General features: G+C 27.6%; 18 protein-coding genes. 16 read left to right on the top strand and 2 right to left on the bottom strand.

Annotated features, from left to right (window positions below):
* Nucleotides 1–6: 6 nt before the first annotated feature.
* The 15 genes from D3P13_RS15810 to D3P13_RS15740 all read left to right on the top strand — a co-directional run bounded on the left by D3P13_RS15810 (nt 7) and on the right by D3P13_RS15740 (nt 16,253).
* Entirely contained in the window at nt 7–1,044 is a 1,038-nt protein-coding gene (locus D3P13_RS15810) for a hypothetical protein (RefSeq protein WP_117883845.1), read from the top strand.
* Nucleotides 1,045–1,097: 53 nt separating this feature from the next.
* The gene (locus tag D3P13_RS15805; RefSeq protein ID WP_117883844.1) at nt 1,098–1,829 is read left to right on the top strand and encodes an FkbM family methyltransferase; all 732 of its coding nucleotides are present in this window, start codon (nt 1,098–1,100) and stop codon (nt 1,827–1,829) included.
* A 13-nt stretch (nt 1,830–1,842) separates the two neighbouring features.
* Nucleotides 1,843–2,226, top strand: coding sequence for an HAD family hydrolase (locus D3P13_RS15800; RefSeq protein ID WP_198680050.1), 384 nt, complete (start codon nt 1,843–1,845; stop codon nt 2,224–2,226).
* Complete coding sequence (locus D3P13_RS15795; RefSeq protein ID WP_117883843.1) at nt 2,223–2,939, top strand: glycosyltransferase family 2 protein; 717 nt, start codon at nt 2,223–2,225, stop codon at nt 2,937–2,939. The genes D3P13_RS15800 and D3P13_RS15795 overlap by 4 nt, the downstream gene beginning before the upstream one ends.
* Nucleotides 2,939–4,558: a sugar phosphate nucleotidyltransferase gene (locus tag D3P13_RS15790; protein ID WP_117883842.1), complete on the top strand. Its 1,620-nt coding sequence runs from the start codon at nt 2,939–2,941 to the stop codon at nt 4,556–4,558. Before D3P13_RS15795 ends, D3P13_RS15790 begins: the two co-directional genes overlap by 1 nt.
* Nucleotides 4,559–5,851 carry a hypothetical protein gene (locus tag D3P13_RS15785; protein ID WP_117883841.1) on the top strand — a complete coding sequence of 431 codons (1,293 nt, stop codon included), beginning with the start codon at nt 4,559–4,561 and terminating at the stop codon, nt 5,849–5,851. It begins immediately after the preceding gene.
* A gap of 16 nt (nt 5,852–5,867) precedes the next feature.
* Nucleotides 5,868–6,839 (top strand): glycosyltransferase family 2 protein, encoded by a 972-nt coding sequence (locus tag D3P13_RS15780; RefSeq protein ID WP_117883840.1) that lies wholly within the window; start codon nt 5,868–5,870, stop codon nt 6,837–6,839.
* A gap of 386 nt (nt 6,840–7,225) precedes the next feature.
* Nucleotides 7,226–8,134, top strand: coding sequence for an O-antigen ligase family protein (locus D3P13_RS15775; RefSeq protein WP_157972940.1), 909 nt, complete (start codon nt 7,226–7,228; stop codon nt 8,132–8,134).
* Nucleotides 8,127–9,257, top strand: a complete 1,131-nt coding sequence (locus tag D3P13_RS15770; protein ID WP_117883838.1) for a glycosyltransferase — start codon at nt 8,127–8,129, stop codon at nt 9,255–9,257. Before D3P13_RS15775 ends, D3P13_RS15770 begins: the two co-directional genes overlap by 8 nt.
* 56 nt (nt 9,258–9,313) lie before the next feature.
* Nucleotides 9,314–10,483 (top strand): O-antigen ligase family protein, encoded by a 1,170-nt coding sequence (locus tag D3P13_RS15765; protein ID WP_157972939.1) that lies wholly within the window; start codon nt 9,314–9,316, stop codon nt 10,481–10,483.
* A complete protein-coding gene (locus D3P13_RS15760) occupies nt 10,480–11,595 on the top strand; it encodes a glycosyltransferase (RefSeq protein WP_117883836.1) in 1,116 nt (371 codons plus the stop codon). The genes D3P13_RS15765 and D3P13_RS15760 overlap by 4 nt, the downstream gene beginning before the upstream one ends.
* The gene (locus D3P13_RS15755; RefSeq protein WP_117883835.1) at nt 11,595–12,956 is read left to right on the top strand and encodes an undecaprenyl-phosphate glucose phosphotransferase; all 1,362 of its coding nucleotides are present in this window, start codon (nt 11,595–11,597) and stop codon (nt 12,954–12,956) included. The genes D3P13_RS15760 and D3P13_RS15755 overlap by 1 nt, the downstream gene beginning before the upstream one ends.
* A 9-nt stretch (nt 12,957–12,965) precedes the next feature.
* Entirely contained in the window at nt 12,966–13,757 is a 792-nt protein-coding gene (locus tag D3P13_RS15750) for a glycosyltransferase (RefSeq protein ID WP_232829218.1), read from the top strand.
* 8 nt (nt 13,758–13,765) lie between these two features.
* Nucleotides 13,766–15,040, top strand: a complete 1,275-nt coding sequence (gene purD / locus D3P13_RS15745; protein ID WP_117883834.1) for a phosphoribosylamine--glycine ligase — start codon at nt 13,766–13,768, stop codon at nt 15,038–15,040.
* Between the two features lie 148 nt (nt 15,041–15,188).
* Nucleotides 15,189–16,253 carry a glycosyltransferase gene (locus tag D3P13_RS15740; RefSeq protein ID WP_117883833.1) on the top strand — a complete coding sequence of 355 codons (1,065 nt, stop codon included), beginning with the start codon at nt 15,189–15,191 and terminating at the stop codon, nt 16,251–16,253.
* On the opposite strand, the gene D3P13_RS15735 is transcribed toward D3P13_RS15740, so the two are convergent.
* Both D3P13_RS15735 and D3P13_RS15730 read right to left on the bottom strand, forming a co-directional pair.
* Nucleotides 16,227–17,267 carry a sensor histidine kinase gene (locus tag D3P13_RS15735; RefSeq protein ID WP_117883832.1) on the bottom strand — a complete coding sequence of 347 codons (1,041 nt, stop codon included), beginning with the start codon at nt 17,265–17,267 and terminating at the stop codon, nt 16,227–16,229. The genes D3P13_RS15740 and D3P13_RS15735 overlap by 27 nt on opposite strands.
* Nucleotides 17,264–17,953 (bottom strand): response regulator transcription factor, encoded by a 690-nt coding sequence (locus tag D3P13_RS15730; protein WP_117883831.1) that lies wholly within the window; start codon nt 17,951–17,953, stop codon nt 17,264–17,266. Before D3P13_RS15730 ends, D3P13_RS15735 begins: the two co-directional genes overlap by 4 nt.
* Nucleotides 17,954–18,251: 298 nt before the next feature.
* On the opposite strand from D3P13_RS15730, the gene D3P13_RS15725 reads away from it, so the two are divergent.
* Nucleotides 18,252–18,596, top strand: a complete 345-nt coding sequence (locus tag D3P13_RS15725; protein ID WP_117883830.1) for a T9SS type A sorting domain-containing protein — start codon at nt 18,252–18,254, stop codon at nt 18,594–18,596.
* Nucleotides 18,597–18,657: the final 61 nt, after the last annotated feature.

The following is an 18,657-nucleotide window of genomic DNA, read 5'->3' as shown; positions in this document are numbered from 1 at the left end:
TACAACATGAGTCAACAAAATAATCAAAAAGACGAAGAGGTAGATTTAGGCAATCTTTTTAATGCTATTGGTAAAGGATTTCAAAACCTTTTTAATGCTATTGGTCAATTTTTTATGAGCTTATTTCATTTGCTTATACTGGCATTAGTCTTTATTAGAAATAATGCCATAAAACTAGGTTTGGCTATTGTTTTAGGGGCTATTGTTGGGTTTGTCTTAGACTTAAACAATCCGAAACAATTTTCCTCAACAATGATTGTAGAACACAATTTTAATAGTGCTCAACAATTGTATAAAAACATAGAGTTTTATAATGAATTAGTAAAACAAAAAGATTCTGTTTTATTAGCAGAAGCATTGGATATTACGGTAAGTGAAGCTGTTAAATTAAAAGGGTTTTACATTGGCCCAATTAGAAATGAAAATGAAAAATATGAACTTTTTGATAAATTTGTTAATGAGGTAGATACTGCCACAGTGAGCAGGATTGACTTTAAAGAATTTAAACAAGGGTTTACGGACTACGATTATAAGTACCATCAAATTAAAGTTAAATCTTTAAACAATAGTATTTTTGATAAATTGAGTACTCCTATTGTGAATTCCGTTGAAAGTAACCCGTATTTTAATAACCAAAAAAAGATAAATGATCAAAATTTACTTCAAAACGAAAAGGTTTTGGTTAAATCTTTAAGTGAAGTAGACACATTAAGAAACATATACAATGAGGTTTTAATTACAGAAGCTAAAAAAGCCGAAACAGGAACCAATATTACACTAGCTCAAGGTGCAAAAAAAACAAATGAACTTGAGCTATTTAGTGAAAGTTTAAAGTTAAATAAAGATTTAATTAGTAATAATAAAGCAAAAGCTGAAACTACAGACATTTTAAATGTGGTTTCCTCATTCAGTAAAGTCGGGGTAAAGGAAAGTAGTCTATTTAAAAAAAATACATTTCTATTGGGTATAGGCTTTGGTTTATTGATGTTGTTATTTATTTTGTTAAGGCAATTAAATCAATATTTGATTGATTATAAAAGATAGGTTTTAACCTTCATTTGTATTATTTTAAACTTTTCAATAAAAAGTGAAAAAAATTGGATATTAAAAATAAAATAAAATTTCAACTCAAAAAAGTTTTTAGTAACTTAGGTATTGAAGTTACAAAAAACATGAGATATGATAGGCTCACTACTCTCATCATTAAAAATGAATTAACAATCACTTCAAACTGTCTAGATATCGGATGTCACAAAGGAGAAATTTTAGACCAAATATTATCCGTTTCTAAAAAGGGTAAACATTACGGGTTTGAACCAATACCACATTTGTATGATAATCTTATCAAAAAGTATACTAATCAAGTTACTATTCTACCCTTTGCACTGTCTAATAAGGAAGAGGTTTCTGAGTTTAAAATAATTAAAAACTCATTAGGATATAGTGGTTTAAAATTAAGAGAATACAATGTGAAAAATCCTATTATTGAAACCGTCAATGTAGAAGTTAAAAAATTAGATTCGATTTTACCTAATGATTATAAAATTGATGTTATAAAAATTGATGTTGAAGGAGCTGAGTACGATGAATTAGAAGGTGGTTTTCAAGTACTAAGCAAGAATAAGCCATTAATAATATTTGAATTTGGAAAAGGGGCAAGTGAATATTATAATTCAACTCCCACCATGATGTTTGAAATAATAAAAAAAATTGGATTAAAAATATTTAGTTTAGAAAATTTTATAAGTAAGAGAAATTCACTTTCACTAAAAGAATTTGAAAAAATATATAACGAAGGTACTGATCATTATTTTGTTGCCAGTATCTAAAAAATGATAACTAATGAGAATTTGTATAGATTTAGATGGAGTAATTAGCGAATTAAAACAAGAAGGTCAAACTTACCTTGAAGTCAATCCAATTGAAGGGGCAATTGAAAAAATAAAAAGCCTAAGAGGCGAAGGGCACTATATTATAATTAATACTGCTAGACACATGAAAACTTGTGGGTCTAATTTAGGTTTGATTAATGCTAGAATTACCAAAATGACATTAGATTGGTTAGAAAAACATGATATTCAGTTCGATGAAATCTACTTTGGTAAGCCATGGGCTCAAGTATATATAGATGATAATGCTTTTAGGTTTTCGGACTGGTCATCTATAAATGGAGATGGTAGTAATTTTCCAATCTCTAATGAACAAAAAAATAAAAAGAAACGATGAATTTTATAATCCCAATGGCTGGCCATGGTAAGCGTTTTAAAAAGGCTGGATATAAGATTCCTAAATACTTAATTGAGGTAAAAAATAAAAAATTATTACAATATTCTTTAGAAAGTTTACCTTTAGAATTAGCTACAAATATTGTTTTTATTGCTCTTAAAGAGCATCAGGAAGAATTCAATATCAAAGAAGAAATTAGAACTATTTTAAAAGATATTAATTTCAAACTTATATTACTAGATAGCATTACTCAAGGTCAAGCAGAAACTGTATTAAAAGCTAAAGATCATATCGATTATAAAACAGATTTAATTATTTACAACATAGATACCTATTTTAAATCTGACACACTTAAACGCAAGTTATTAGAGTTAAATTTAAAAAAAGATGGAATTTTGGGATCTTTTAAAAGTAGTGGTACCAATTGGAGTTTTGCAAAAACAAATAGTCAAGGTATTGTTATTGAGACAGCAGAAAAAATTCCAATATCACATAATGCTCTCACAGGATTTTACCATTTTTCAAATCCTTTAGATTTTATTTCTACGGCTGAATATTTCATTTCTAAAGAAGAAAAACATAAAAATGAATATTATGTGGCACCTATGTATAATAGACTAATTCAGAGTGAAAAGAAGTTCGTTTTAGATTTTGTCTCAGATTTCATAGCTTTAGGCACACCAGAAGAAGTTGAAATATTTAAAAATAGCTAATGAAAGGAATTGTTTTAGCAGGTGGAAAAGCTGACCCAAGTTTATGCCAAATTTATGGTGATATTCCTACGGCATTGATCCCTATTTACGGGAAGCCAATTATTTTCTATATTATTGATCAAATAACTACACTTGATATTTTTGAAGTATATATCGCGGTAGGATATAAATCTGATAGAGTAAAATTATTGATTGATAATTATTATTCTGCCAAAGTGAAAATCAACTACATTGATGTTGATTACAGTAAAAAACCAGGCACTTCACTTTATAAAGTATTAAAAAAAATAGGACATGGAAAAGTTTATATTTCATTAGCAGATACTATTATTGATGTTAATAAACAATTAATTGCTAATGGGGACATTGTATTTTCATCAAAAAATTTTGACAGAAGCAGTAAATGGTGTTTAATTTCAAAAAACAAAGCTGGACATGTTGTCCATTTTATTGAAAAAAAGCCCGTTAAAAACAAAATTAAAAATGAAGCATTAGTTGGAATATATGTTTTAAATGATATTTCAATAATTACTAAATTGGATTTTGACCAAATTAACTTTGAAATATCATACCTTTTAAAAATATATAATAATTCCATCGCTTTAAAGGTAAACTTGGCTAATCAGTGGCTAGATTTTGGTCATTTAGACAAATACCAAAAATCAAAAAAAAGATTATTAGAAGCCAGATCTTTTAATTCATTAACATTTGATGATTTATTAGGAACCATAACAAAAAAAAGTAAATTTAAAGAAAAGTTAATTGCTGAAATTAATTGGCAATTACACTTACCTAAATATCTTAAGGTTCTTTCTCCTCGTATTTTAGATTATGATATAGATAGTGAAAACCCATTTATTACAATGGAATATTATAGCTATCAAACAATGACCGAAATATGGTTGTATGCTACCTATAATCACGAAATATTAAATAAAATAATCGATAAAATTATTGATATACTATTCCTTTTCTTCAATGAAAAAAGACTAGTTTCCAAAGCTGATTATGACACTATATATATTAAAAAGACTGAAGAAAGAATAAAAAAAATCATTGATCTGAATGATAATAAATTCAATTTATTTTTAAATGGAAATGAAAATGGTATTTTAGAAATAAACGGTAAGCAATACAAAAGTTGGAAATTATTAAAAGATCAAATCTATGGAAAAGTAAAAGATTTTTACAATGAAAATCACAACTGTTTAATTCATGGAGATTATTGTTTCTCGAATTTATTGTATGATGTAAATAGTGGTGTATTAAGAATAATTGATCCTAGAGGTTCATGGGGTGAAAATGAGAATGGCGATATAAAATATGATTTAGCAAAACTGAGACATTCTATTTCTGGAGATTATGATTATATTGTAAACGACCTTTTTTCATATAGAATAATTGATTATAAAGTAGAGTATCAAGTTTTTAGTAGAAAAGAAAATAATCTCGTAAAATTACATTTTGACTCCATTATATCAAATAAATTTAACTTAAAGCACATAAAATTAATAGAAGGGCTTTTATTTCTAAGTATGGTGCCCTTGCATTCAAACTCTAAAAACAGACAGCTTTTAATGCTTGCTAAAGCAATAGAATTGCTTAATTTAGATTGCTAAATGCAAAAACTATTAAAATTTTTTAACGTAACTAAACTTTTCGTTTTTTTAAACTACGGAGCGTTGCTAGTTGGAGTCTTAAATACATATCTAAGACCAAAATTCTTTTCTCAATATTTTTCTGAACAAAACTTTGCTTTTTTAACAATTACCTACGGATTAGCAGTATATATAGGCTTTTTAGATGGAGGAATTTCTAAACCATTATATGTCTCATTAAGGGAAAAATTCATAAACAAGAAAGATGGTATTTCGCAACAAATAAAACAGACCTTTTCGTTTTATTTAATACTTTTCGCCATAGTATTACTAATTTTTTCATTTGTTCTCTTATTCTTCTATTACCAACTACAAAACAACTTAAGTCTAATTTTAATATTTTTATTAGTATTTAATCTTACTGTAAATTTTCAGATTTCTAACTTTAAGAACATTCTTCTTGCTGTAGATGAATTTGAGTTTTTTCAGAAAATAGAATTTTTTAGACGAATCTCCAACCTTCTAGCAATTTGCTCATTAGTAATTGATACATCATTCATTTTGGGTGTGTTATTAAGTAATGTAATCATAGTTGTTTTATTACTTTTTTTGAAGAAAAAATTAAATCAAAAATACAATTTGGCTAATCGATTTTTATCTATAAAATGGCTTGAAATAACAACCTTTTATAGGCAATATTTTGAACAATCTAAAAACTTTTTTCAATTCACGGTTTTTGAAACAATTATATACAATAGTGGCTTTATAATAATTCCATTTTTCTATGATGACTTTAACATTATCCAATACGGATTGCTCATTACAATTTTTAATGGAATATCTATTTTTTCAAGATCTATTGTTGACATTTCAATCCATGAAATGACAAAAACATATCTGGCAGATAACTTAAAAAAATCGAAAAAAATATTCCATTATTCATTGCTCATCTCGCTAATTATGAACCTGCTTATTTTTCTTGTATTTATAATATTTTCAGAATTTATTTTTGATATCTGGGTCGGTCAAAAATATATATTTACCCAGTTAATGTATTTGGCTTTATTTATAATGTTAATGGGAAATGCTATACAGCATGTATCAGGAACCATACTGGTTTCTTTGAAAAATAATTTTAAAAAGGTTAAGTTAATAAGTAGAACAATATTAATAATAGTACTATTGGCTCAATTTGGAGTAATAATAGTAAAAGGGAATATTTCCTTATTTTATTTTATGACCTCAATTATTTATTTCTTTGGTGCAATAGCTTATTTTTACAGTGCCTTAAGTCTATATAAGGCAGAAAAGTAAAAAGCGATGAAACTTCATGCAAATAACTGTAGCAATACCGGTATATAATAGAAAAGAACATATTTCTGAGTGCATTGATTCTGTTTTAAAACAGAAGGAAAATTCTCAATATTCTTATTCTGTTTTAGTAATAGATAATTCATCTACTGATGGAACTATAGAAATATTACAAGAATATTCTAAACATAAAAAAGTAACAGTAATTTATAATTCCATAAATTTAGGAATGGCGGGAAATTGGACAAAATGTTACAAAGAATCACAAGGAGATTATACGTATCTACTACATTCAGATGATTTGATGCTTCCAAATACTCTTTCCACCACAGCTGATTTTCTATTCAAACATCCAGAGTGTGATTTTGGCTTTGGAAATGTTGATGTTAACAAAAACAATAGAATCACTAAAAATGTATTTTCTCTAAAAGGAAAGCATTTTGAAATATTAGATAATAATTGGTTACTAAACCAATATTTTTACAGAGCATCACACCCATGCCCTCCGCAAACTTGGTTTATAAGAAAAGGTATAATAGAAAAGTGTGGTGGATTTATTGAAGAAACTATTTGTTGCGATTTTAATATGTCGTTTAAAATAGTAGCATCAAGTTTTAAAATTGGTTACATTAATAAAAGCCTTTCCGAATGGATAATACATGATAATAATGCTGGAGGTGGGGATATGAGCAAACACAAAGAGCATTTAGTGCGAGCTATTGAAGAAATTAAAAATCGACATGCAGAATATAACCTGGATGAATTGAAAATGAATCAACTCCAATCAGAAGTAATACGAGAAGAAGCTTTTCATTATTTAAAATTTGGGAAAAATAAAATAGCTAAATCTTTAATTAAACAATTAAGGAGTATGAAAGTTTACTTTAAATATAAACTTCAACCTAAAGATTATCTAATTATATTATTTGAACATACTAACTTAAATTTAATTAATCCATTATATAAAGCGAAACAATTTTTTAGATTATAAATCTTGTGAAGATAAAAGTTCTCATATTATGCCTAATTTTAATTCTAGCAATTTACCAAGATTTTCCTTTGGTAAACTATTTTGGTGAGCTAGCCAGATCACCAATTGTATTTCTAAGCCCTCTTTTTTTAGGGTATCTTTTGCTTTTTAAAAAATTAGATATTTCAAAATATACTCAAAAATATTTAGTCTATTTGGTCTATTTGATCATAATATCAATTATTTATAGTATTGTTATAATTATAAAGAATCAAAGTATATATGTATTGGGGGAAAATATAATAATTAAGAATCTAAAAATGTTGGCTTATCCCATAATAGCCCTAATATTTTACCAGTTTATTTACACCCTGTTTTCTAAAAATAAATTAAATTTCAATGACCTTTTGCAAGCTATATTTTTTGTTCAATTATTTTTAATAATACTGTTAATTTTTGAAGTAAATGTATATAAAACAAATGAAGTGTTTTTACCTTTTCTTCATGCGTCCACAGAAAAGTATTGGAGAATAAGGCTATTAACCTATGAGGCAAGTTGGACAGGAACCATAGTTATAATTTTCACGCTACTACCAGTGTATTTGGTTAATTCATTAAATAAACAAAAAAGTTATAAATTATTGGTTTTTATTACCTCAGCTTTTTTCTTTTTGTATTACACCATTCATAGTGAGTCAAAAGGTTACTTGATATTAGTTTTAATCGCTATTTTACCAATGTTATTAAAGCAAGTTTATCAAAACAAAAAATATAGAAAATATTTCTATTTGTCATTGATATTTATCTTAATGGTTGCTACAATTATATACAATCCATTAAAAGAAGAGATTTCCAAACATTTTAACACTAGCATTACATTCGGAACTCGATTATCTGGCTATTTGGCTTCTTTGCAAACTTTTATTAAGAATCCGTTTGGTGTTGGTTTCGGAGCCTATTTGGATATTTATGTTTCTAATTTACGATCTATAGTTAATCTAGATATTATGCAGCAACTTAATTTAAATGAGATAAAACAATATTTACATTCCTCTAACTTTTTATCATCAAAAACTTATTTTTTTGATCATCTAGTTTTTGCTGGTATCCCTTTTTTACTCTTTTATTATCTATTTTTTATCAAAAGGTATAACCAATTATCAAAATTGAAAGGTGTATACTTGGTTAAAATAATTTTAGCTTTTTTAATTTTAAGTAGTATAACTTATACTACTTTTAGTATAAAATATGAAGTATGGTTCTTCTTAGCAATAATTGATGTAATCGAAAAAAATAAAAAACTTGAGGATGCTTAATATTTTGATAGTTTCTGGTTACTCCCCTTATCCCACAATGCATGGTGGAGCATATGACATTTGGGAGAGGTTGAAAGGAATATCGAAACAAGAGCATACGGTGGATTTCATTTTTACTGATAAAAAGAAACCCTCAGAAATTGATTTAAAGATTATCAATGAAAAGGTTAATGAAGTTTTTTTTGTAAAACGTAAAAATAAAATAAAATATCTTTTTTTTAAAAAACCTATGCAAGTGCTTTCTAGAAAAAACTTGGTAGAACTTAAACTAAAAAAGCATTATGATTATGTGATTTTAGAATCTGAATATGTAGGGGAGATATTAAATAATAAAACATTAAAAGCCACAAAAGTTATATTGCGGTCTCATAATAATGAAAGTTTGTATTTCAAAAATTTATGCTTAAGCACCACCAATTTGATAAAAAAAATATACTATACTTCGGATGCAATAAAGTTTAATAATTATTCTAAAAACATCTATAATACAGTTAATAGAATTTGGTTCATTTCTAAAAAAGAAGCTTTAGAATATTCCAATAAAAAAGGAATTCATTTACCTGCACCAGTAAATTTATCAAGAATGAAAGTTCAAAAATTAGAAGGTAAAAATGTATTGTTTGTCGGCTCTTTATTTATGCCAAACAATATTGAAGGGCTGATGTGGTATTTAAAAAATGTTCACAAGGAAATTTGTAAGAAAAACCAAGATTACAAACTAATTATAGCAGGCAGTACAGGTAGTGTTTCTGAAGATAAACTTATTAATTTATTTCAAAAACATAGTCAATTAGAACTGATCTTAAATAAAGAAAATTTAGATGATATTTATACCAAATCATCCGCTTTTATTAATCCAATGCTCCATGGTACAGGTGTTAAGATAAAATCAATAAACGCAATTATCAATGGGCTACCTTTGGTTTCAACTACAATTGGAAGCGAAGGAATCGGATTAATTGATAAAGAAACCTTTTTACTAGCAAATACGAGTAACGACTTTATAACTTCAATAAATACCCTTTTAGCAAACAAGGTAAACAAAACTAGTTTAGCAAAAAATGCACAAAATTTTATTATTGAAAATCATTATCTTCCTATTTTAGGAAAAGAACTTGTATGATAAGTCTAAAAAAAATATATAATTATAGTTTTATTTTATTATCATTATTTCCAATAATGAGTTTAAAATTAAGCGGTATAAGTATTGCCATTTGGTGTTTACTATCCTTAACTACATTTGTTAAAGAAAAAACCATCATAAAGGTCACAAAAAATGATCTTATTAGTATTGTAATTCTATCGTTACTCTACATTTTTTACATTGGTAACTATCTATTTACATTAGATGTAATTTTAATTAAAAAATTAGAAACCTGTCTGTCTTTTTTAGTTCTACCACTATTTATTATATTAAATAAATCAAATATTAGTAAAAATACATTAAACTATTCGTTGGTAGGGTTTTTTATGGCAAATACCATTTTAGCATTGATTTCTTGGTTTAAAATATTTCAAACAGGTTTTTTCAAAATGTTGAATGATAATAATTACTACCAACCAGTTTTTAGAAATATATTTTCCGATACAACAAACATTCATTTACCCTATTTAGGTTTATTTTATGTTTTTTCAATTTTTATAGGAATTTATTCAATTCAAAGAGAGTATAGAAAGTATACTATTGCTATCAGGTCAATTATTTTCCTCATATGCATACTTTTATTCATTTCTATGCTATTTTTTACTGCTAGAATGGCTCTATTATCATTTATTATTGTTTTTATTTATTGGGCTTTTAAATCATTTCAAAATAAACGACTATTTGCTAGTTTATTTATTAGTTTAGTCCTGCTTACTTCAATAATTGTTTTATTAACACCTATGAAAGAAAGAATCTTTGAGGCAATACATACAAAATTCGAATTGCCTTCCGAAAAGCTGAACGATCAAAGTGAGCATGTAAATTTTAGGTATGGAATTTTATATTGCTCAATAAATGTTATAAAAAATAATTGGTTAATTGGGGTTGGTAAAAATAATGTACAAAGAAAACTTGATGAATGCTATGACGGATTTACATATAATAATTATGATGACTTTAAACAAACGCAATACAATTCTCATAATCAGTATATTGATCTCTGGATTGCATATGGAATTCTAGGAATGGTACCCCTAACTATAAGCTTTTTCTTTGGCTTTAGTATCAATAACAATTTACTATATAATATATTTTTATTATTAATATTTTTAGCATTACTGACAGAAAATATCTTTGATAGACAATTAGGTGTTATTTTTTTTACGTTTTTTAATTCATTATTTTTTATAACCAAAACGAAATGAAAGTTGCAATAATTCATTACTGGTTTATTACTAAAAGAGGTGGTGAAAAAGTGGTGGAATCACTTTTAAAAATTTATCCAGATGCTGACATATACACCCTGTTTTATGACGAAAAAAAATACGATAAATCCTTAAAAAACCACACGGTTTATACTTCTATTTTAAACAAATCCTTTTTGAGGAAACATTACCAAAAAATATTTCCCTTATACCCGTTAGGAATAAAATCGTTAAAACTTAAAAACAAATACGATTTAATAATTTCTTCCGAATCAGGTCCTGCAAAAGGGATTAATATTGGCGAGAATACACCGCATATATGTTACGTACACTCTCCAATGCGTTATTGTTGGAGTCACAAAGAAATCTATCTTAAAGCAGTAAACCCCATTCTTAGACCTCTGATGAGTTTCTTCCTTAATAGGCTCAAAAGCTGGGATAAATCAACAATAGATAACGTAGATTTATATTTGTCAAATTCAAAAAATGTAGCGAACCGTTTAAAAAAATACTATCAAAAGGATTCTGAAGTAGTTTATCCTCCAATAGCAGATGATTTATTTATAAAACCATTACCTACAGATACTCAAAAAGATATATTTTTAAGTTTTGGAGCCATAACACCTTATAAAAGAATAGATTTGTTGGTTGATGTTTTTAACAGAAACGGAAAACAAATAGTAATTATTGGAGATGGTTCTGAAAAAGAAAAATTAGAAAAAAAAGCTAATAACAATATAAAATTTAAGGGAACTCTATCTTGGGAAGATATTGAAAACTACTTTGCACGATCAAAAGCATTGTTATTTCCCGGTGAAGAAGATTTTGGAATGATTCCTTTAGAGGTAATGGCTTACGGTATTCCGGTGATTGCCTTTAAAAAAGGAGGTGCTTTAGAAACCATTATAGAAAATCGAAATAATATAAAAGAATCAACTGGTCTATTTTTTGACAATCAAAATATAAAATCAGTAGAAAAAACAATAGATTTGTTTGAAAAAGAAATTCAAAATTTTAATCCGATTTTGATTAGAAATCATGCTAAAAAATTTAGTGAAGAAATATTTATATCTAATATAAAAAAACAAATAAAAAAATTCGAAAATAAATAATGCCATTAAGAAAATATAGATATTCATATTTAATAAGACCTCTATTCGTCTTGATTGATATACTCATTATCATTGGCGTAATTTTCTATATTTCTGACCCTGAATTTTTCAATCCTTATTTTCTTACTTACATCATTCTTTTTTGGCTAATTATTGCCTTTAATACTAACTTTTATCAAGTCTATCGTTTTACCAAGACATTTCGAGTGTTTAAGTTACTATTTATTCAGTTTTCCTTATTCTTTTTAGGCTATTTTGCTTATTTCGGTGTTTTCAAAGAAGGTGTAGTTGTTCATAATCAACTGTTAGTCCTTTCAACAGTTATTATAAGTATTAGCTTATTTAAATTAATTTCATTCTATACCCTAAAAAAATATCGATTAGGAGGTAAAAATTATAGAAGGATTGTTATTATAGGATATGATGACACTTCTAAAAGAGTAATTGAATTGTTCAATAAAAAATCAAGTTTAGGATATCGATATATGGGGTTTTTTTCGGATAAATATTATAAAAAGGAAGCTTATTTAGGCAAGTTAAATGAAAGCTTCAATTATATACTCACTAATAATATTGATCAAATTTACTGTACACTTTCTAACCTAAATAGGCATGACGTCAAAGAGTTTACCAAATTTGCTACTAGAAATAATATTATCATTAAATTAATACCAGACTCAAATGAATTGTACAGCAAAAGTTTAGGAGCTGAATATTATGACAACCTACTGGTTTTAAATGTTAAGAAATTACCTTTCGAAATTCTTGACAATCGCTATATAAAAAGAACTTTCGATATCATTTTTTCATTGTTAATAATTATTTTAGTCATGTCTTGGTTAACACCATTGTTATGGGTAATAGTAAAATTAGAATCTAAAGGACCATTATTTTTTAAACAAAAAAGAGAAGGCAAGGAAGGTGAGCAATTTATTTGTTATAAATTTAGGTCAATGAAGATAAATAATTTGTCTGATAAAATCCATGCTACTAAAAATGATGCTCGGGTTACACGTACTGGATATTTTTTAAGAAAAACTAGTATAGACGAACTTCCTCAATTTTTCAATGTATTAAAAGGCGAAATGAGTGTCGTTGGACCAAGACCTCATATGAGCAGTTTATCAATAGCATATCAAAAGGAAATAGACAGTTATGTTCAACGATTTTCGGTTAAACCAGGTATTACTGGCTTAGCTCAAGTTAGTGGATATAGAGGAGAGGTACGAAAGAAATCGGATATAAAAAATAGAATTAGGCTAGATATTTTCTATATAGAAAATTGGTCATTTTTATTAGATATTAAAATAATTATACAAACAATATTAAATGTTTTTAAAGGCGAAGAAAAAGCATATTAATAAAGCGTAATGGTAGAAAAAATTAAATTAAATAACAAAATAATTACCGCTACTATTGTATTGTACGAAGAAAATTTTGATGAACTGTCTAAAACTATTGCTAGTTTTTTAGCTACGCCATTTCCGAAAAAACTATTTTTAGTAGATAATTCAAAAATAGACGTATTAAAAGACAAATTTAAACATCCTGATATAGAATATCTATTTGTAGGAGAAAATATTGGATTTGGGAAAGGACATAATAGAATTCTTGACAAAATTAAAAATTATTCAACATATCATCTAATATTAAATCCCGATGTGGTTTTTGAACCAACATTAATTCCAGAACTCATCAATAATTTTAAAAAAATTAATAAATTAGCCCTAATCGCACCAAAAGCAGTTTTTCCTAACGGAGAACATCAATATACGAGTAGAAGGTACCCAACATTATCTGAATTAATCGTAAGAAGATTTCCATTTTTAAAGGCTATTTTTCCAGAAATCATTAAAAAAGGAGAATACAGAGACAAAGATTTATCTCAAGCTTTTAATCCCGATTTTATCCATGGCTGTTTTCTCTTATTTAAGACAGATGCATTTATTGACCTCAAAGGATTTGATGAAAGATACTTTTTATACATGGAAGATGTTGATATTTGCAGAAAAATGGACCAACAGGACATGAAAAAATTATATTTTCCTGATGTAGAGATTGTTCACGTATTAAAAAAGAAATCTTTAAAAAACTTTAAGCTGTTTACCTATCATACTATTTCAGTATTTCAGTACTTTTACAAATGGCATATTAAAAAATAATAAAAAAAATGAATATTTTAATTTTAGGTTCCGGCGGAAGAGAACATGCTTTTGCCTTAAAACTTTCAGAGAGTAAAAAAATAAATAAGCTTTTTGTTGCACCAGGTAATGCGGGTACTGACTCTATCGCAAAAAATATTGCTATAGATCCGACCGATTTTAATGCTGTAAAAACATTGGTTTTAGCCGAAGCTATTCATATGGTAATTGTAGGTCCAGAAGCTCCTTTAGTCGCTGGAGTTCACGATTTTTTCTTAGCTGATGTTGACTTAAAAGATATACCTGTAATTGGTCCTAAAAAGGACGGGGCTATGCTTGAAGGAAGTAAAGACTTTTCTAAAATATTCATGGAAAAACACGGTATTCCTACTGCTAAATATCAATCTTTCACCAAAGATAATTTAGAAGATGGTAAATGTTTCTTAGAAACTTTAAGTCCTCCATACGTTTTAAAAGCAGATGGACTTGCCGGCGGTAAAGGTGTACTAATTTTAAATTCATTAGAAGAAGCAAAGTCTGAACTTGATGATATGCTAACCAATCAAAAGTTTGGTGAAGCCTCTAATACAGTTGTTATTGAGGAATTTTTAGACGGAATAGAATTATCTGTTTTTGTATTGACTGACGGAAAAAGTTATAAAGTGTTGCCCTCAGCTAAAGATTATAAACGAATTGGAGAAGGAGACACAGGTTTAAATACTGGTGGTATGGGTGCTATTTCACCAGTTCCTTTTGCAAGTGACGACTTTTTAAATAAAGTTGAAGAACGCGTTGTGAAACCTACTATAAATGGACTACAAAAAGACGGAATTGATTATCGCGGTTTCATATTTATCGGTTTAATGAATATTAAAGGTGATCCTTTTGTGGTTGAATATAATGTTAGAATGGGTGATCCAGAAACAGAAGTCGTTTTACCAAGGTTAGAATCTGATCTTTTAGAATTATTTGAAGGTGTAGCAAACCAAAATTTGCACGAAAAAACATTTTCTTTAAAATCACAAACAGCAACAACAGTAATGTTAGTTGCAGGTGGTTATCCTGAAGCCTATGAAAAAGGCAAAGAAATTACTGGGTTAGAAAACGTAACTGAATCTATTGTATTTCATGCGGGTACAACAACTAAAAATGGTAAAACCATTACCAATGGTGGAAGAGTTATGGCTGTAACATCTTTGGGAGATACAATTGAAGAAACTCTAAAAAAATCATACGATAGTATAAATAAGATTCATTTTAAAGACATGAATTATAGAAAAGATATTGGGTTCGACTTGATTTAATTATTTAAAATCAAAATCACGATAAATTCATTTTTTATTAGAAATTTTATTTTTGTTTAACATCTGTCTTTTATTGGATAAGACTCTAAGAATATGTTCATAGTGACATTTCTATTTTATTGAATTATCTATAATCAGCTTATACCCTATGCCACTAAAACATTCAAAAAAAATTTTGGTTGCACCCTTAAATTGGGGCTTAGGTCATGCAAGTCGCTGTATTCCAATTATTAATGCTTTAATTGAAAGAAATTTCACACCTATCATTGCCAGTGATGGTGCAGCTTTAACATTGCTTCAAAAGGAATATCCCGAATTAAAATTTTACGAATTACCAAGTTATAATATTACATACAGCAAAAGGAATACTCAAAAACTACAACTACTGTTAGGAAGTCCCAGTGTTATAAAAGCGAGTTTATCTGAACAAAAAGCAACTCAAAAAATTCATAAAAAGGAAGAGTTATCTGGTATTATTTCTGACAATAGATTTGGAGTTCGTTTATCAGAAATACCATCTATTTATATTACACATCAAATTAATGTACTTTCAGGTAGCACCACTTTAATAACTTCCAAAGTACATCAAAATATTATAGCCAAGTTTGATGAATGTTGGGTTCCTGACCATGTTAAATCAAATCTTTCAGGTAAATTATCTTCAACAAAAAATAGTAAATTAAATATCAAATTTATTGGTCCGATAAGTAGGTTAGAAAAGAATTCATCTCCTAAAAAATATGATGTATTGATTGTTTTATCTGGGGCTGAACCACAACGAAGCATCTTAGAAAAACTTCTAATCTCTGAACTAAAAAACTATCCGAAAAAAGTATTGCTTGTTAGAGGTGTTTTTAACACTGTTGAATTGCCGCAAATTGCAGAAAACATAACTATGGTTAACTTTATGCTCAGCAACGAATTACAGCAGGCTATAAACGAAAGTGAAGTGGTTTTGGCAAGATCAGGATATACTACTATCCTAGATTTAACAAAATTAGATAAGAAGGCCTTTTTTATTCCTACCCCAGGGCAACATGAACAAGAATACTTAGCCGAAAGAATGGCTGAATTAAATTTAGCTCCCTATACAAAACAAGACGATTTTAAAATCGAAATGCTTAATAAAGTCACTGATTTTAGTGGACTCAAAGATATTTCTGAAGCTGAAACAATACCTTCCGCTTTATTTAAACTTTTCGAGAGTAAATGAAAAGGTGGAACCTTTACCTACTTCACTTTTTGCAAATACTTTTTGATGATGTGCTTCAATAATATGTTTTACGATAGACAAACCTAATCCAGAACCACCTTGTTCTCTAGATCTACTTTGTTCAATTCTATAAAAACGTTCAAATATTCTTGATAGATTACGTTCAGGAATGCCTTCTCCTTCATCTTTTATATGGATAATAAATTGCGAATCGGAATAATTTTTAATACTTACTGTATTTTGACTCTTCATCTTACCATATTTAATGGAATTTTCAATTAGATTTATGACTACTTGTTCTATTCTTTTTCTATCTCCCTGTATTAAAATAGGGGTATCATAAACTTTATCAAATTGTAAAGAAATATTGCGTTTTTTAGCCTGAAAATCTAGTAATTCAAACACATTTCGAATTAATTTGACTATATCGAACTGCTTTAAAGATAGATTTAGATTACCAGATTCTAGTTGATTTATCATATCTAAATCCTCAACTATGCTCACCAATCTTTCTAATCCAATATTAGCTCTATTTAAATATTTATCTCGAATTAATTTATCGTTTATAGCACCACCTGATAAGGTTAACAGATAGCCTTGCACAGTAAATAAGGGTGTTTTTAATTCATGTGATACATTACCTAAAAACTCTCGTCTATATTCTTCTCTTATCTGAAGCATTTCAATTTCTAAGAGTTTATCTTCTGCAAACTTTTTTACCTGTTTAGAAAGTGTTTCCATATTGGTAGTAACACTTCCTCTATCTAAATTTTCAATTTTAGACACAGAAACATCATCATAAATGTTTTTAATTCTATTATAAATGAAATACTCTACCCTATATTGAATTACAACAAACGAAAAAATAAAAATAGAAAGTGCGGTTAATAACGCGAGATTATAATTAACATGATGTGTTAATACATACGTAAGTATTAATGCCACCGAAAATGCAAAAATGGTAATGTATAATGAAGATTTGAAAGCGAATTTATATGTTTTTTTCAACTTCAATTTGTAGAAAATTTATAACCAACACCTTTTACCGTTTTAAAATACTTTTCACCTACTTTTTCTCTGAGTCTTCTAATATGAACATCTATAGTTCTACCTCCAACAATTACATCATTACCCCAAACGTTTTTCAAAATAACATCGCGTTCAAAAACCTTATTTGGTTTAGAAGCCAATAATGCCATCAATTCAAACTCTTTACGTGGCAGTATTATTTTAGTATTATCTTTTTGAACAAAATACTCTTCACGATTAATGATAATGTCTCCAATTGTCATTATAGTGTTTACTCCTTCTTCGTTATGCCTTACACGTCTTAAAAGAGAATTTACCTTGCTCACCAAAACTTTTGGTTTTACGGGTTTGGTAATGTAGTCATCGGCACCTGCATCGAAACCTGCAAGTTGCGAGTAATCTTCACCTCTTGCTGTAAAAAAAGCAACAATAACGTCTTGTAGTTTATCTATTTTTCTAATTTTTTGACAAGCCTCAACACCATCCATTTTTGGCATCATAACATCTAATAGAATTAAATGTGGAATAATCTCTCTTGCTTTTTCTATGGCTTCCAGCCCGTTGGTCGCTGTAAATATTTGATAACCTTCATTTTTCAAATTATAACCTACTATCTCTAATACATCAGGTTCGTCATCAACCAATAGTACTTTTATATTTTTTTTCTTCATTTTACACTTTAAATTCCCTCAAAATTAAGGATTAAAAATAATTTTATAAACTTAACAATCTTTTAACTTGGTAATATTAAGTTAACATTAAGCTTTGAAAAGAATATTAACACCTTGTATTTGTGAGCGTTATAGATATAATTAGCACAAATTATAGCAGATCGTTTTTACTTCAACCATAAAAGTTATTCACAATTGTTTTATTTTACTTAAATGTACACAATATTTATCTAATTTTGAATCACTTAATTCAATTTAAGTGCAATCAACCAAATTTGCCGAAAATAATTAAATACGTATGAAAAAAAATTACTTTTTTTTAATATTATTATTGGTAACTACTTGTTTCTATGGGCAAATTGCAGATGACAACGAATCATCACAAAACAATGCTGTTCAAAAAACAAAAGAAATTAAGGATTTCAAAATTTTCCCTAACCCTGTTGTTAATGGAAAATTATATATACACACTTTTAATAATGCCGACAAAAAAGTCCAACTTTTTAATATCTTAGGTAAAGAAGTGTTAAATATTACCCTAAGAGGTAAAGAATTGAATGTTTCTAAATTTGATTCTGGTGTTTATATTCTTAAAGTATTTGAAAAAGGAAGTACTTCAATTCGCAAATTGGTTGTCAAATAACGCAACCCAACAACCTGATTTTTAAAAGTGAACTTTAATTAGTTCACTTTTTTTGCTTTAA

The sequence above is a fragment of the Aureibaculum luteum genome (assembly GCF_003449015.1).
Lineage (GTDB): Bacteria > Bacteroidota > Bacteroidia > Flavobacteriales > Flavobacteriaceae > Aureibaculum > Aureibaculum luteum.
This window is presented reverse-complemented; position numbering and strand designations above follow the sequence as displayed.